Source organism: Paenibacillus sp. PastM-3 (assembly GCF_029893965.1).
Taxonomy (GTDB): domain Bacteria; phylum Bacillota; class Bacilli; order Paenibacillales; family Paenibacillaceae; genus Paenibacillus_AQ.
Window position 1 is genome coordinate 19,964 of record NZ_JARXXP010000008.1, and the last position, 14,442, is coordinate 34,405.

Sequence of the window (14,442 nt, forward strand, 5' to 3'; positions counted from 1 at the left end):
GGCCGTTTGAGGGGAGAAAGTCCGGCGTTATAACGTCAGGCTTCCATTTTCAGCATAACCAGCTCTTCCACCGGCTCGCCGCCTACCAGATGCTCCTCCACAATGCGCGGAACGTCGTCCGTTGTTACATTGTAATACCAAACGCCGTCAGGGTAGACGATGACAAAGGGACCGTTGCCGCACAGTCCGAGGCAGCTGGTTTTGTTGATTTTGACCGTTTTGTTGATTCCCTGCTCGACCAGCTGCTCCTTGAACGCCTGCATGACATCCTCGACCTCCTGATTGTTGCAGTGCTCACTGCAGCAGAACAGCAGATGCTTCTTCAATACCTTTAAACGCATATTCATGGGTAGACCTCCTTGGTCATGTAAAAATGGGTGACATATCTTACGAGGAGTATAGTCCCTTTTGCGGGTGGTGTAATGGGGTTGAAGCGATTGTTCCAAAAGGCTTAACAAATGGGCTGATGCCGTAAATATTGTGTGATCTTACCTGACTTTTACAAGGGAAATATGATGGAAATGTGTCGGAGGATAGGATTTCCAGTGCAAATTCTGTTTCGAAAATATATTTGAGGAATCGTTCAAAATTGAAAAACTTTCAGTTTCGCGGATAAGGGAGTGGTTAATTAAGAAATGTGAAAGAGTGGCTAAGCATATCAAATAAAAGCTATCAGGAGGGAATCGTTATGAATAAGAAAATTGTAGGTGTGTTCCATACCGAATATGAGGCTTCGCAGGCTATTGAAGATCTGAAAAGTCAAGGATTTCTGACAGAGGACATCTCCGTGATTGCCCGTAATAAACGAGATGTCGAAGCCATTAGTGAAGAGACAGGAACCAAAGCTCCGGAAGGCATGGCCTCCGGTGCAGCAACCGGCGGATTGCTCGGCGGGGTGACCGGACTCCTGGCAGGGATTGGTGCCTTGGCTATCCCGGGGATCGGACCGATTATTGCTGCGGGTCCAATTGCCGCAACACTGACAGGGGCGGCCATCGGAGCCGGTACCGGCGGGCTGGTAGGCGGCCTGATCGGCCTTGGCATTCCGGAGGATGAAGCGGAAAGCTATGAAAATGATGTAGACGAGGGGCGGATTCTGGTCATGGTAGATGCGGATGATGCACGTGTTAACGATGTGTACACCGTATTCCGTAACCATAATTCGGCCAATGCCGAAAGATATATTGAAGATAACAGCACGAACGGTTCGTATAGAGATGTCGCTGATCATTCAGTGTCAGATGTCGTGGATGCTGCCTTTAACGGCTCAGGTCTTGAAGGACGGACAGACACCGGGCTTGATACAATGAATTCTGCTCCGGTGCACGATCTGCCGGATAACCGGGCGCATGAGGACTTAAACCGGCCGGGAATGAAGGCTGATTTGTACTCCGGAACGCCTGACGGCATGGGCAAGGATGCAGACAGCAGAAGCTCGCTTGCTTATGAAGGCGAGGATGAAGAAGCCCGTAAGCTCCGTCTGCGCGAGGAACAGCTGGATGTGTCCAAAAACAGGGTGCAGGCCGGTGAGGTCAGCGTGCGCAAGGAAATCGTGGAGGAGCAGAAGACGATCAACGTTCCTGTATCCCATGAGGAAATTGTGATTGAGCGGCGCTCGGTCAACAATGACTCCAGCCAAACGCCAGTCGGAGCCGATGAAACCATCCGTATCCCGGTCAGCGAAGAGCAGGTCGAGGTTCATAAGAACACGGTGGTCACCGGTGAAGTGGACATTCACAAGCGTGAAGTTCAGGGCACTCAGCAGGTAAAAGATACCCTGAAACGCGAAGAGGCCCGTGTCGATAAGACGGGGGATGTGAAAGTGAATACCAGTGATGAGCTGCTGAGAGACAGAGACCACAGCCGCACGCGTTAAGCGGCGGCCAGACTTACAGTGTTATAACTAATAAAAGGGTTTGCCCGGGTCCTGCTGGACCCCGGGCAAACCCTTTTTGCTGCGTTCCGCAGCAGTCCGGCTGCCGCTGAGGTATATGCGGCAGGTCCCGGAGCCTGGCGGCAGCCTACATAAAAGCAACGTTCTGGCGGTCTGAGACACCCTGCGGGATTTCCTTGCCGGGCAGGAAATGAATGCTGCGGATATAGCGGATCGTCTTGCTCTGCGCCCGCATGATAACTGAATGCGTCTCGGCGCGTTCCTTGCCGATGAAGCGGACACCATTCAGGAATTCGCCGGAGGTAACGCCGGTCGCAGCGAAGATGACATCGCCCGTGCCGACCATGTCCTCCATCGACAGCACGCGGGCCGGGTTATCCAGACCCATCATCAGGCAGCGCTGCAGCTCGAACGGTCCTTCCGGCAGGAGCCGGCCCTGCAGCTCGCCGCCGAGGCATTTCAGGGCAGCGGCGGCGAGTACGCCTTCCGGCGCTCCGCCGGAGCCCATGTACAGATCGACATCGCTGTCGGGAAGCGCCGCGGCGATCGCTCCGGCCACATCGCCGTGGCCGAGCAGCTTGATCCGCACACCCAGCTCGCGCAGGGTGCTGATCAGATCTTCGTGGCGCTTGCGGTCGAGCACCATTACGGTCAGCTCGGACAGCGTCTTGCCGGTAATCATGCTGGCTTTGCGCAGCGTAACCTCGGCGGAATCGTCCAGGCTGAGCTTGCCGGCCAGCTCGGGGCCGCAGGCCAGCTTCTCCATGTAGATGTCGGGCGCATGCAGCAGGCTGCCGCGGTCGGCAATCGCAATGACCGACTGGGCATTATGCAGCCCGCAGGCGACTACCTCCGTACCTTCAAGCGGGTCAACGGCTACATCTACAGCAGGCCCGTTCTTGGTGCCGACACGCTCTCCGATATAGAGCATCGGGGCTTCATCCATTTCGCCTTCGCCGATCACGACGGTTCCGTCAATGGAGACAGAATCAAACATGGAACGTATGGCAGTTGTGGCGGCATCATCCGCCGCATTCTTGTCGCCCCGGCCAATCCAGCGTGCTGAGGATAAAGCGCCCAGTTCCGTTACCCGTACAATCTCCAGTGCCAATTCGCGTTCCATATGTTTTCCCTCCATTTATAGGTTGTAGGTTTGGTGTACATCACATCCGCCCGGCGGGCCAAGGGTTAAAGATGTCCCATAATGATGCCGGCGGTTTCCTCAATGGCCTTGTCGGTAATGTCGATCACCGGACAGCCCAGCTTCTTGAACAGCACTGCGGCGTATTCCATCTCTTCATGGATGCGCTCAAGGCTGGCGTATTGCGAGCCCGCAGGCAGACCCAGCATCTTGAGGCGCTCGGAACGGATCTTCAGCATATATTCCGGCTCCATTGTCAGGCCGATAATCCGGCTCGGCGGCAGGCTCAGAAGCTGCTGCGGCGGAGCGATCTCCGGTACAACCGGATAATTGACCACCTTCTTGCCCCGGTGGGCAAGGAAGATGCTGAGCGGTGTCTTCGAGGTCCGGGACATGCCCAGCAGCACGATGTCGGCCTTCAGCATGGCGCCCAGGTCACGGCCGTCATCGCAGGCAACGGTGAACTCAATGGCCTCGATCCGCCGGAAATAGTTCTCGTCCAGCTGATGCAGCAGTCCGGGACGGGCCTGCGGCGCGTCATCGAAGGTGTCGATGAAGGCCTGCATCATCGGGCCCATAATATCGACAATCCGCAGGTCCAGCCGGACCGCTTCCTCACGGATCATCTCCCGGAGCTCGGGCTGCACCAGGGTATAGGCGACAAAACCCTGCAGCTGCGCCGTCTCCTCCATCAGCTTGCGCAATTCATCCTCATGCCTTACATTGCCGTATCTCCTGATCGTGACACGCTGATTCTGGAACTGGTGGATAACGGCCTGCACTACTGCTTCTGCCGTATCGCCTATTGAATCCGAGCATATCGTGATGTAGTGCGAAGATTGCTCCATGCGTTTCTAATCCTCCCGTTATCCTTTGGCTTCGAGATCGAGGAGAAGCTTAACGATGGAAGTTTTGGTCAGCCGGCCCGTTACCTGAAGTCCCGGGACGGTATCTTCCGCGCCGCCGGGTACGACCACCGGCAAACTGTCTACCTCGTGAAAAATCATTTTATGTGCAGCATCCAGCACCGGCTCATCGGGCGATACCGTTACTACCTTAGGCATACGGGTCATAACCATGCTGACCGGCATGGATACCGCACCGGGATTGCCGAGCGTTACCTTCAGGAAATCCTTGCGCGAGGCCACTCCGGCCAGCCTGCCGTCCCCGTCGCAGATAATCAGGGTGCCGACATCCTGCAGGAACAGGGTGACGACGGCATCCTGGATCGTGGTTGTCTCACGGATGACCACCGGGATGCTCTGGATATCCTTGACCTTCGTTTCCCGCAGCAGATAGCCGCTGCCCAGATGCGCCACAGACCGCTGACCGGGAAAATAGCCGACCTTCGGCTTGGCGTCAATGTACTCCAGCATGACCAGAATGGACAGGTCGTTGCGGATAGTCGGCCGGCTGAGGTTCAGGCTTTCGGCGATCTGGTCGCCGGAGATCGGTGCGCGTTTTTTTACAATTTCAATAATTTGCAGTTGACGGGATGTCAGTTCGATTGCGGGTCCCTCCATTTTCCGGATATTATCAGGTCTCTCCTAAGGGAAAAGGAGTACCATTGGCCGATTCCCCCTCTCATTCAGACGTCTTAATGGTAATAATACCCCTTAACTTATTTATATAATACGCAATATTGATCACTAATGCAACATATAGTACGTCATAAATAAATTTAGTGAGTGAAAATTGCTTTATTTCTGTGCAGCAGCATCGAGTGGAGGGACAGGCAGGACAGCCGGTGCCGTTTTCTTTTTGAATAAAAGCACCTTCAGAGCCCCCGCATTAACCAGTACGGTTCCAGTGATGATGGTGAACACGCCAAGTAGCGTAATCCAGGTAACGGCCTCATTATAGAACAGGTAACCCACACCAACGGCAATCGGCGGCGAGATATACAGCCAGGTGGACGGGAACACCGGATTTGTCTTGGCAACGAGCCAGTAGAACAGGGTATGTCCGACCATGGAGCCGATCACGGTCAGATAGAGCAGGGAACCGGCGGTTTTAAGGGAGAGCAGAGTTTCCGGATGCCATGGTTCGGCAGCAAGCGATAAAAGAAACAGCAGAACACCCCCGTACATCATCTGCGCGGCATTCAAGGCAACGGGCGAGACGCCGGAAAAGGCATTGATCACTTTTTTGGAATAAATCGCCCCGGCCGCGTAGCAGCATTCCCCGATCAGCACAACGATACAGCCGGTGATCCATAGCGGGGACACGTCCACAACAAGGCTTGGCAGCACGAGCAGCAGAACGCCGGTGAAGCCGATGATGCAGCCGTAAAGAGAGTAGGAGGGCGCTTTTTGGCGGAGAAAAGCAGTCTGCATGAGCAGGATCATCATCGGCCCGGTAGCCGACAGTACGGCGGCAAGTCCTGACGAAACATATTGCTCGGCCCAGTACAGTGCGGAGAAGGTGCCAAAGGTCAGGGCGGCTCCGGTAATCAGCATTTCTTTGCGCAGGAGCAGGGAGAAGCTGGCTTTGCCTTTGATGACCATCCAGAGAAACAGGACAGCACCGGCGAGAAAGAAACGGATTCCTGCGGAGAAGAAGGGCGGGAGCCCGGCGTCCACTCCGATTTTAATAGCAAGAAAGGTAGTGCCGAAGATCAGACAGACGAGCGAATAAGCCAGCATAATCATGAATAGTTCCCCTTTTTGAATGTAATATGGCAGTACGGTGAAGCATTTTGGTTAATCATAACGGGCCGGGCACAGAACAGTTAATAAGTAACAGAACAGATGACGGACCGGATGCTGTACAATAGGGGAAATAACAAGGGCTGCGGGCTGCAGGCTGCGGCTGTAACGCTGTCTCTGCAGAAGATACGGGCTGCGGGAATTGCTGAGGGGAGTGCAAAAGCTATGAAACAACCGGCCAACATGGAGCAGAACCATCCGCTTTTCCGGCAGGTTTATGATTATATGGTGAACCGGATTGTACGCGAGGAATGGAAGGTGCATGACAAGCTGCCGTCGATCCGGGTGCTGGCCGAGGAGCTGCAGGTGCACCGGCTGACTGTCTTTAAGGCGTACCGGGAGCTGGCTAGCAGCGGCAGGGTCTATGTAAAAGATAAATCCGGCTATTATGTTGCACCTGCCGGTATGCTGAGGGAAGAGCCGGCGGCAGAAGCTGCCGCCGGAGTACCGGCCTATTCGCTGACCAATCCGATGTCCGATATTCAGCGTATGCCGGTTCAGTACCAGTTCTCGCAGGCGCTGATTGATCCGGGTCTGCTGCCGAACCTGTTCCTGTCCGATTATGTCAAAAAAGTGTTCGACCTCTATCCGAAGGTCATGGGCACGTATTCCTCCGTCCAGGGTGATCCTGAGCTGCGCAGCGTGCTGAGCCGGCATTATCAGGAGCACTTCAAGCTGCAGCTGTCGCCTGCTGAGCTGCTGATTACCTCGGGGGCCCAGCAGGCGATCAATCTGATCGCGGGTCTTGTACTCGGGCCGATGGATTATGTGCTGGTGGAGCGGCCTACATATAGTGTAGCTCTTGATATTTTCCGCCGGGCGGGTGCACGGCTGCTGCCGGTTACGATCACGCCGGAGGGCTATGATCTGGAGGCGGTCGAGGAGCTGATGCGCACCTGCCGGCCGCGGATGTTCTACATCAACCCGACCCATCATAATCCGACCGGCCATACGGTGCCGGCGCGCCAGCGCAAGCTGCTGGTGGAGCTGGCCGAGCGGTACCGCTGCCTGCTGGTCGAGGATGACCCCTTCCGCGACATCTATTTCGGCGAGGTGCCGCCGGCGCCGTTCTTCGCTTACGATACGGAAGGCTGGGTCATCTATATCAGCAGCTTCAGCAAATATGTGGCGCCGGGCCTGCGGATCTGTGCAGTGGCCTGCCGCCATCCGTTCATGGAACGGCTGATTACGGCCAAATCGATGGCAGACAACGGTTCGCCGCTGCTGAACCAGAAGATCTTTCTGCACTATTACACGTCGCCGCGCCTGCAGCAGCATCTGGGCAAGCTGCGGATTGCGCTGCAGGTACATAAGGAGATTATGGAGGAAGAGCTGGCCGGCAGCGGCTGGGAATGGACCGCGCCGGAGGGCGGGCTGAACCTGTGGATCAAGCTGCCGGAGTCCGTCTCGGCCGCCGCGCTGCTACAGCGCAGCATGGAGCAGTCCATCTCCTTCGTCCCGGGTGAGCTGTGCGACCCGCTCGGGGAGATGACCTCCTGGCTGCGGCTCAGCTACTCCTTCGCCAGCGAGAATGTGCTGCGCGAGGGCATGCGCAAGCTGATGCTGCTGGCGCGGGAGCTGTGAGGTGCGGGGGCGTTCGAGCGGGTGAGGTTCCGTTGAAGGGGCCGTGGCAGACCGGATAGACCGGACCGATTGGGCAGACCGGACAGACCGGACAGACCGGACAGACCGAAAGACCGGGCAGACTGGACCGATTGGACAGACCGATAGACTGAAAGACTGAAAGACTGGGCGCCGGGGCTGTGGGAGATGTGAGGGACAGGGACAGGGACAGGGATGGCTCTGAGCCGGCCGGAAACGGGGCTGGAGGCCGGCCGCGGGGCGAAAGAAATCAAAGGCAAAAATGCCTTTGAATTGTCCAGAAAGGAGCTGTGGAGTGGAATGAGAGGCAAAGCTGCCTCTGAATGTCCGGAATTTAGCTGCTGATCTGTACGACAAATTTTATCTGATCCGTACAGTAACCGTAACCGTAACCGTAACCGTAACCGTAACCGTAACCGTAACCGTAACCGTAACCGTAACCGTAACCGTAACCGTAACCGTAACCGTAACCTGTCATAACGTGGTATTCCTCGCAGCAGCACTCCATTCAAAGTAACCAGCCACAAACAAATCGCGCCCTGTCTGGGTGAGTAGACAGAGCGCGGTTTTGTTTATTTGTTTAGCCGTAGTGAAGCGTGTTCCGTAAGCCAGGCTAACAGTGTGTTTACACTTTCCTCCGGCGTCTGACCGGCTGTGTTGAGCGTCATCTCGGGACCGGTCGGTATCTCATAAGGATCGGAAATGCCGGTGAACGAAGGAATTTCGCCACGGCGGACTTTGGCATACATTCCTTTGACATCCCGGGCTTCGCAGACATCCAGTGGACAGTCTACATAGACCTCGGCAAAACGCGGAAGAGTCCGGCGGGCATAGTCGCGCATCTCCGCATAGGGACTAATGAGTGAGACTACCGTAACCACACCATGGCGGTTCAGTATTTCAGCAAGGTACACCGCCCGGCGGATATTCTCAAACCGGTCCTCCCGGCTGAAACCGAGGCCTTTGCCGAGGGTGCGCCTCAGCTCGTCTCCATCGAGCCACTCAGCGGCAATGCCTAGCTTGGTCAGCCTGTCCGTCAGCATAGAGGCGATGGTCGATTTGCCTGCACCGGACAGACCGGTCAGCCAGATCGTCATGGCTTGACCTGCGGCGTCAGTTGTCCTCCCGTCACCAGTCACACCAATCCCGGCATCCGTCTGGCTTACCGAACCAACAGTAGTCACAATAGTCGCATCATCCGCCAGGCTTACCGAACCAACAGTAGTCACAATAGTCGCATCATCCGCCTGGCTTACCAAATCAGCTGTAGTCACTATAGTTTCACTATTCAGCCAGTTGGACGCGCCGGCAACCCCGTTATCAACCCGGTGTGCAGCATCATGGGAAGCTGCTCCCGGCTCATCTTTTTCTTGAGCTGCTGCCTGACCGCAAACCGCCCCAGTCCCATCATCCCCCAGAGCCGCAGCACCGTCATGACCCAATCCTGCACTTTGGCCATTTGTCCTCATCCCGTCACCTCCGTTAGTCCGTAGGGTATCCGCTCCAGCAGGCCCGGGCCGTAGATCTGCTCCAGCTGGAGTTCGGGCATATGGATGTAGCCGATATAGCAGTCGCAGACCTTCATCCGGCAGCTCCGCTCGGCGGCGAGCCCCTCAAGTCCGTCACGGTAAAGATTGCCGGTAACACCGCGGTCCTTATAACAGCGTTTTACTGTACCGGCTCCCTGGACATAAAATACATTTTTGCCGGCGTTGCAGCTTCTGCCCAGGCTCTCATAGTCGGCGGCATTAATGTGAAAATGCGGGTCGATACCGCTAAGAAAGTCGAGATCCTCCGGTGTGTAATAATCCGGCTTGTCCTTGTAGGCGTTCACCCACAAATAGATCTCCTCCGGCAAAGCGGCCCGCAGCGAAGCTATCGCCGGAAAAGCGCTGCGGATTCCCACACTGCCCACACTAAGCGGGATCCCCTGCTGATGGACGGCCATGCACTGGGCCAGAAATTTGTCCTCATTAACCTGGCCCGGGTGATAAGTAGCCCAAAAGGCAGCAGTAGCAGGGTTCAGCTCCGGCAAAAAAGCAAGGTTAGCCGACAGATTGGTCTGAATCGCCACCTTATCCACATGCGGGAGGTGGGAAAGGGTGACAAGCGCATCCCTGTACCAGCGGTGGATCAGTCCTTCGCCATAGGGATTGAAAAAGATGGACAGCCGGTGCCCCGCTGAACCCTGCTCCGCAGCCCAATGGACAAAAGCCTCAACACCTTCGCGGTCTTTGGCTAGTGTTGCTGCGCTGTCTCTGGTTTTGCCGAACGGGCAGTAGGGGCAGTCATAATTGCAGGAGGTGAGGGCACCCCGGTAGTAGAGAACGGCATTCATGGCAAAATAAATCCTTCCATGCGCTCCCGGATGTCACCGGAGATGAACCAGTCGCCGATTGAGTCGGAGTAACCCAGACCCTCAGAGGTTAAGCGCAGAATGCCGTCCCGATCCCGGCCCGGAGCGGCCCGGTTATTTCCATCCTGAACGACATCCCGTGCATCACTCTGACTCACAGGCTGATCCCCGTCCTTATCCTCCCGGCGCCCTTCGTCCTGAGCAGTATCCCGGATATTCTCCTGATCAAAATGCAGTCCGCTGCTCTGAGCTTCCCGGTGCTCCTCATCCCGGGCGTCACTCTGATCCCCGTTCCGGCTCCCACTTGGTGCCTCAGCCCTATTTCCGCCCCGATCCTCACGCTGCTCCACACCCTCGGCCTCATACTGCATCTCACCCAAGCCGCTCTCAAGCAGCAGGCCAAGCTCAGGGAAGTCGTCCCACAGTGAAGTTGAGAAGCGATCGCTGTAATCAGCCAGCCGCAGCCCCTCACTGTGCAGGATGGCCTTCAGGATGAACCGCCGTTTCTGCTCGGCCAGACTCAGCACGATGCCGTAATCAGCCGTGTCATAACGCTCCGCTGACACGTAGTCGGCAATGATACTCTCCGTTGCCTTGCGGCTGACCCCGTAGCGGGAGGCATAATGCACCTCACGGGTGTAGGAACGTGCGCCGCAGCCAAGCCCGATCATCCCTTCCTCCTGGCAACTGTAGTCAAGGATGGCCTTGTCTGTGCCCGCCTCTTCTTTGGCGAACCGGCGCATCGAATACTGGCGGTAGCCGTGTTCAGCAAGCACCCGGCAGGCGGCAGTATAACACTCATGCCGCAAATCCTCGTGGTGCAGCAGATCGCCGGGCTTCACAATCGTATGCTCGCGGGTGTAGAGCGGATAGATAAAAATCTCCTGCGGCTCATGCAGCAGCGCCTGCCCCAGCGAATACAGCCAGGAATCCACCGTCTGGCCCGGCAACCCGTAAATCAGATCAAGATTGAGAATCGGGAACTGGTATTTTCCTAGCAGCTCCAGCGCCTGGTATACCACCTCGGGATTTTGCGGACGGTATATAGCTGCCGACTCGGCAGCAACAAAGCTCTGGATACCCATGCTGACCCGGTCAACCGTGTTGTCTTTAAGGATGGACAGCTTTTCTTCCGTAATCGTCTCAGGTGAGGTTTCCACCGAGATCGAGGCCCGGGCGGTGTCCAGCCCCATGATTTCCCGGGCAATTAGGAACAGCCGGCTCAGCTGGGGTGCAGCCAGCAGGGTCGGCGTACCGCCGCCGATTGCAAAGCGGGCATAAGGCTTATGGCCGGTAAAAGCCGACCACTGCCGGGCCTGCCGCTCCAGCGCATCGACATAGCGGGCGTGAACATCGGCGCGCTTGTCCGGCAGTGTGAACAGGTTGCAGAAGCCGCAACGCGCGCCGCAGAACGGGATATGCATATACAGAAAGAATGTTTCCGCAGGCTCATTCCGCCATAGCTGATCCAGAGAAAGGGGAGGCTGAAATTCACGGTAAGCGGTTTTGTGCGGATAAGAATAGAGATAATTGCGGTACGGATTAGAAGTAATCTGCTTTTTCCATTGCTCGGCCTCCCCCGAAGAGAGAGAAGGTCTTACGTCATTTGTACAGGGTTGCTGCAAAAAGTTGCCGGTAGACGTCATACGTTTCTCCTTTCATCCGGATTGAACCGGTAAACGGTAAGCCACTATGCCAGGTTATAGGATGAACTCCCGGTAAGGGACATTCCATACCGTCTCATGCGCCAGGCGGTGCCCCTCATAGCCGTCCTCCCCGTAGGCGGTGCCATGGTCCGAAAAAGCCAGGCAAAAAACCGGATTGCCGCGTTCCCGGAACCGCGCGAACAACCGTCCCAGCTCCCCGTCGGCATAACGCAATGCGGCACGCTGGCTGTCTACGGAATCTTTTCGGGCACCCGGCAGGAACATATGGTTAGGCCCGTGAATGGCAGACACGTTGAGGAACAGGAACAGCCGCTGATCCAGCGGGGTGTTGTCCAGTACCTTCAAGGCATGATTCACCTGATGCTCCGTGGAGCGCGGATTAGTGACACCGAAGGTCATCCGCCAGTAGCTATGCTGGAAATAGCCGGGCAGGATGCGGGCCAAGGGCACTTTTTTGGTGAAAAAAATAACCCCGCCGATGCACACCGTACGATAGCCCTCTCCGGCAAGCCCGGATACAAGATCCGGAGTGTCGAACAGCCAGGTGTGGGGATGGGTTTTCATCCCGGTGTTTTTGGAATGGAACAGCCGCACATGCGAGGCCTTATCCGTGTTAGCGGGAGTCGGCAGAAAACCGCCGAAGAAGGCATGATGTGCGGCGTAGGTGAAGCTGCCGGGGGTATGCCGTTTCTCCCAGGAGCCGGTGCCGCACAGATTGGGACAGTTCGCCTCCTCCAGGACAGCAGCGTCGTAGCGCAGGGTATCGAGAGTAATCATCAGAATATCATGGGTGCCGACGATGGCGTTCATATCAGTCATGACTGTTAATAGCACCCTTTCTAGTGGCTATATTCCTGTATTCCTTCAGCTTTTTCATTTCCCATTCATAAGTGCTGAAGCCTTCGTATTCAACATCGTACAGCAGGTCGCCAAAAGGGTTCACATCAGCCACATAGGTGCGCTTTACGCCGCCTGACCCGGAAGAGACAAGAACATCAATTCCTGCGACCGCCGAGCGGGGAAAAGCGGCCAGCGCCTGCACAGCTGTGCGCCGTACCTGTTCCTGCTCCGCCTCCGTCAGTCCTGCCTCCAGAGGTGTCATCCGCCGGCTGCGCAGGTGCAGATTCGTAATCGGTGTCGTGCTGACCCGGGCTACCGAATGGCCGGCTTCACCAAGGACGACCAGCTGGCGGATATCGAAGGAATCCCCGGCTAATCCGGCCTTGGGAATCCATTGCTCGGCATATGCCCCGTGGCTGTACAGCCAGTTGATGATTCCCTTCAGGACTGCAGAGTCTGTGTAGCGCCGCAGCTTCCCGGCATTATAGTACACGGGGGGACGGGTAATGTACTGCTCGACCCCGATTGTGGTCACAGCCAGCTCGGCCCCCGTGGCCGGATTGATCTGATAAGCAATGACACCTGAAGCGGCCGAGCCGCAGGCCAGCTTGATGAAGACCCGGTGCATCCGCTCCGTCAGCATCAGCTCCCGGAGGGATTCATAGCCGCTAGGCGGCTGACTGCCGCCTAGCGGCCGGGGAACCGGAACGCCCGCTGCTGCCAGAAGCTGCTGCGTCCGGCGTTTGTCCGTCATCGCGGCAATATCGCCGGGATGATTCTGCCAGCGGGCAGCCGGCAGCAATGCGGCGGCTGCCCGCTGAACTCTGGCCAGCAGCCGGCAGTAGCCGCGGAACCACTGGGACGGATGATGCAGCACGCCCGGCATCTCCTTCAGCCGGCCGGCGGCCCGGACGCTGAGCGGGTAGGGATCGCGCTGCTGCCCGAAGGGGTGCAGCGAATCGTCCTGCTCCCCGGCATCCGGGGCGCCGAGAGCAATAAGGGCCCGCTCGGCTTCGAAGCTGCCGCCGGGCGACTCCAGCCGCAGCAGCGGGGCAGCCTGTGCGGCCGGCATGTGCTGCTTCACTTGCCCAGCCGTCAGTTCGACTGGTGCTTGCTGCTCCAGCAGCTTCGCCAACCGGCCGCCCGGCATCTGCCGCTCCAGCAGCTCACCCAGCGAAGCACCCTGCAGCAGCTCAAGGTAAGGAATGAGCAGAGCAGGGGGCAGTCCAAGCCTGCTGCGTGCCTGCTGAATCCCGCCGGAACGCTTGTCGCCGGGGCTGCAGAGCAGGATCAGCGGCTGCGCTTCCTGCATCATTCAGTGATGGACGGATAACGCCAGTCTTCATCGTCATCGCTTTTCTGCTGGTCGCTGACATCCACCGGCAGACCGCTGGCCCGCCAGCGGGTAATCATATTGTCCGACATATAATGATAGCTCAGGTTCAGCGCCTGCAGCTTTTTGATCCGCTCACTGGCTAACAGCGCCTCCGCGCCTTTGTCACTAAGCGTTCCAAGGGAAAGATCAAGCGTATGAAGCTGGTCGAGGATCGGTGCATCAGCCAGGGCTTCGGCGATCTCGTCCTGAATCTCGCTGTTTTTCAGTCCCAGATAGGTCAGCTGCGGGAATTTGCCCGGCTCAATCAATGGAAGGAGATCCTCAAGGCTGCCGTCAAAACCGTAATTATCCACGCCAAGGTACAGCTCCAGCCTGCGCAGATTCGGCAAAGAAGCGGCTGCGATCTCGGCGAGCACTTTTTTACTGAGACCGCCTGTAATAATAATCAGTTCCTCGAGCTTGTCATGCTGCAGCTTGCTGAGGCCAAGATCTGTCCCGCCTTGTATGGTGAGTGATTGAAGCTCCGGGTAGGCAGGGAGCAAGGGGGAGAGATCCGTCTGCGTAATCCACGAAATTTCACATTCCTCATAGCTCATGTCCCCGATAAACAGCTTGCGCAGGGCCGGAAAGCTTCCGCTGTGCTTAACAAGAGCCTCCACAACCTCATCCGAGCTGTTCTCGTAGGCCTGGCCCCAATCCCCGATGATGAGGCTGGTCAGCTGCGCAGCTTCAGGGCTGGCGCTTAGGCGCTCAATCTCCGTATTCATTCGTTGGCCGTCTTCATATTCGTCGTATCCGACAGCAAGCTTTACTTCCGTCATCAGTAATCCCTCCCGGAAAATGTTGGATTCAGTTTCACCCTAACATCTGGGCAAAAAGGAGTCAAATGGCCTGGGAA

General features: G+C 56.8%; 14 protein-coding genes. 2 read left to right on the forward strand and 12 right to left on the reverse strand.

Annotated elements, in window-relative coordinates; all coding sequences use genetic code 11:
• Positions 1-35: 35 nt before the first annotated feature.
• Entirely contained in the window at positions 36-347 is a 312-nt protein-coding gene (locus tag M2108_RS13840) for a (2Fe-2S) ferredoxin domain-containing protein (protein WP_277470146.1), read from the reverse strand.
• A 341-nt stretch (positions 348-688) separates the two neighbouring features.
• On the opposite strand from M2108_RS13840, the gene M2108_RS13845 reads away from it, so the two are divergent.
• Positions 689-1,876, forward strand: a complete 1,188-nt coding sequence (locus tag M2108_RS13845; RefSeq protein WP_277470145.1) for a YsnF/AvaK domain-containing protein — start codon at positions 689-691, stop codon at positions 1,874-1,876.
• A 145-nt stretch (positions 1,877-2,021) separates the two neighbouring features.
• Here the strand turns inward: M2108_RS13845 and glpX are convergent, their stop codons facing one another.
• The 4 genes from glpX to M2108_RS13865 form a co-directional block, all read right to left on the reverse strand.
• Entirely contained in the window at positions 2,022-3,017 is a 996-nt protein-coding gene (glpX, locus tag M2108_RS13850; protein ID WP_277470144.1) for a class II fructose-bisphosphatase, read from the reverse strand.
• 65 nt (positions 3,018-3,082) lie between these two features.
• Positions 3,083-3,883 carry a pyruvate, water dikinase regulatory protein gene (locus M2108_RS13855; protein WP_068720778.1) on the reverse strand — a complete coding sequence of 267 codons (801 nt, stop codon included), beginning with the start codon at positions 3,881-3,883 and terminating at the stop codon, positions 3,083-3,085.
• 18 nt (positions 3,884-3,901) lie between these two features.
• Positions 3,902-4,558 (reverse strand): helix-turn-helix transcriptional regulator, encoded by a 657-nt coding sequence (locus M2108_RS13860; RefSeq protein WP_090720283.1) that lies wholly within the window; start codon positions 4,556-4,558, stop codon positions 3,902-3,904.
• Positions 4,559-4,735: 177 nt separating this feature from the next.
• On the reverse strand, positions 4,736-5,686 hold the full coding sequence (locus M2108_RS13865) for a DMT family transporter (protein WP_277470143.1): 951 nt from the start codon (positions 5,684-5,686) through the stop codon (positions 4,736-4,738).
• A gap of 222 nt (positions 5,687-5,908) precedes the next feature.
• Between M2108_RS13865 and M2108_RS13870 the strand changes: the two genes are divergently transcribed.
• Positions 5,909-7,327: an aminotransferase-like domain-containing protein gene (locus M2108_RS13870; RefSeq protein WP_277470175.1), complete on the forward strand. Its 1,419-nt coding sequence runs from the start codon at positions 5,909-5,911 to the stop codon at positions 7,325-7,327.
• 352 nt (positions 7,328-7,679) lie between these two features.
• On the opposite strand, the gene M2108_RS13875 is transcribed toward M2108_RS13870, so the two are convergent.
• From M2108_RS13875 to M2108_RS13905, 7 genes are all read right to left on the reverse strand, one after another.
• Positions 7,680-7,823: a hypothetical protein gene (locus tag M2108_RS13875; RefSeq protein WP_277470142.1), complete on the reverse strand. Its 144-nt coding sequence runs from the start codon at positions 7,821-7,823 to the stop codon at positions 7,680-7,682.
• 94 nt (positions 7,824-7,917) lie between these two features.
• Positions 7,918-8,814, reverse strand: a complete 897-nt coding sequence (gene cysC, locus M2108_RS13880; RefSeq protein WP_277470141.1) for an adenylyl-sulfate kinase — start codon at positions 8,812-8,814, stop codon at positions 7,918-7,920.
• Positions 8,811-9,683, reverse strand: a complete 873-nt coding sequence (locus M2108_RS13885) for an STM4011 family radical SAM protein (RefSeq protein ID WP_277470140.1) — start codon at positions 9,681-9,683, stop codon at positions 8,811-8,813. The genes cysC and M2108_RS13885 overlap by 4 nt, the downstream gene beginning before the upstream one ends.
• Positions 9,680-11,347, reverse strand: coding sequence for an STM4012 family radical SAM protein (locus M2108_RS13890; protein WP_481856911.1), 1,668 nt, complete (start codon positions 11,345-11,347; stop codon positions 9,680-9,682). The genes M2108_RS13885 and M2108_RS13890 overlap by 4 nt, the downstream gene beginning before the upstream one ends.
• Before the next feature lie 54 nt (positions 11,348-11,401).
• Positions 11,402-12,187: an STM4013/SEN3800 family hydrolase gene (locus M2108_RS13895; RefSeq protein ID WP_277470139.1), complete on the reverse strand. Its 786-nt coding sequence runs from the start codon at positions 12,185-12,187 to the stop codon at positions 11,402-11,404.
• Positions 12,180-13,523 carry an STM4014 family protein gene (locus M2108_RS13900; protein ID WP_277470138.1) on the reverse strand — a complete coding sequence of 448 codons (1,344 nt, stop codon included), beginning with the start codon at positions 13,521-13,523 and terminating at the stop codon, positions 12,180-12,182. Before M2108_RS13900 ends, M2108_RS13895 begins: the two co-directional genes overlap by 8 nt.
• The gene (locus M2108_RS13905) at positions 13,520-14,365 is read right to left on the reverse strand and encodes an STM4015 family protein (RefSeq protein WP_277470137.1); all 846 of its coding nucleotides are present in this window, start codon (positions 14,363-14,365) and stop codon (positions 13,520-13,522) included. The genes M2108_RS13900 and M2108_RS13905 overlap by 4 nt, the downstream gene beginning before the upstream one ends.
• Positions 14,366-14,442 lie beyond the last annotated feature (77 nt).

Bases quoted from the DNA above. Each gene is read 5' to 3' on its own strand.
- M2108_RS13845 (WP_277470145.1), top strand. From the start codon at position 689: ATGAATAAGAAAATTGTAGGTGTGTTCCATACCGAATATGAGGCTTCG.
- M2108_RS13885 (WP_277470140.1), bottom strand. From the start codon at position 9,683: ATGAATGCCGTTCTCTACTACCGGGGTGCCCTCACCTCCTGCAATTAT.
- M2108_RS13890 (WP_481856911.1), bottom strand. From the start codon at position 11,347: ATGACGTCTACCGGCAACTTTTTGCAGCAACCCTGTACAAATGACGTA.
- M2108_RS13865 (WP_277470143.1), bottom strand. From the start codon at position 5,686: ATGATTATGCTGGCTTATTCGCTCGTCTGTCTGATCTTCGGCACTACC.
- M2108_RS13895 (WP_277470139.1), bottom strand. From the start codon at position 12,187: ATGACTGATATGAACGCCATCGTCGGCACCCATGATATTCTGATGATT.
- M2108_RS13860 (WP_090720283.1), bottom strand. From the start codon at position 4,558: ATGGAGGGACCCGCAATCGAACTGACATCCCGTCAACTGCAAATTATT.
- M2108_RS13875 (WP_277470142.1), bottom strand. From the start codon at position 7,823: ATGACAGGTTACGGTTACGGTTACGGTTACGGTTACGGTTACGGTTAC.
- glpX (WP_277470144.1), bottom strand. From the start codon at position 3,017: ATGGAACGCGAATTGGCACTGGAGATTGTACGGGTAACGGAACTGGGC.
- M2108_RS13855 (WP_068720778.1), bottom strand. From the start codon at position 3,883: ATGGAGCAATCTTCGCACTACATCACGATATGCTCGGATTCAATAGGC.
- cysC (WP_277470141.1), bottom strand. From the start codon at position 8,814: ATGAGGACAAATGGCCAAAGTGCAGGATTGGGTCATGACGGTGCTGCG.
- M2108_RS13905 (WP_277470137.1), bottom strand. From the start codon at position 14,365: ATGACGGAAGTAAAGCTTGCTGTCGGATACGACGAATATGAAGACGGC.
- M2108_RS13840 (WP_277470146.1), bottom strand. From the start codon at position 347: ATGAATATGCGTTTAAAGGTATTGAAGAAGCATCTGCTGTTCTGCTGC.
- M2108_RS13870 (WP_277470175.1), top strand. From the start codon at position 5,909: ATGAAACAACCGGCCAACATGGAGCAGAACCATCCGCTTTTCCGGCAG.
- M2108_RS13900 (WP_277470138.1), bottom strand. From the start codon at position 13,523: ATGATGCAGGAAGCGCAGCCGCTGATCCTGCTCTGCAGCCCCGGCGAC.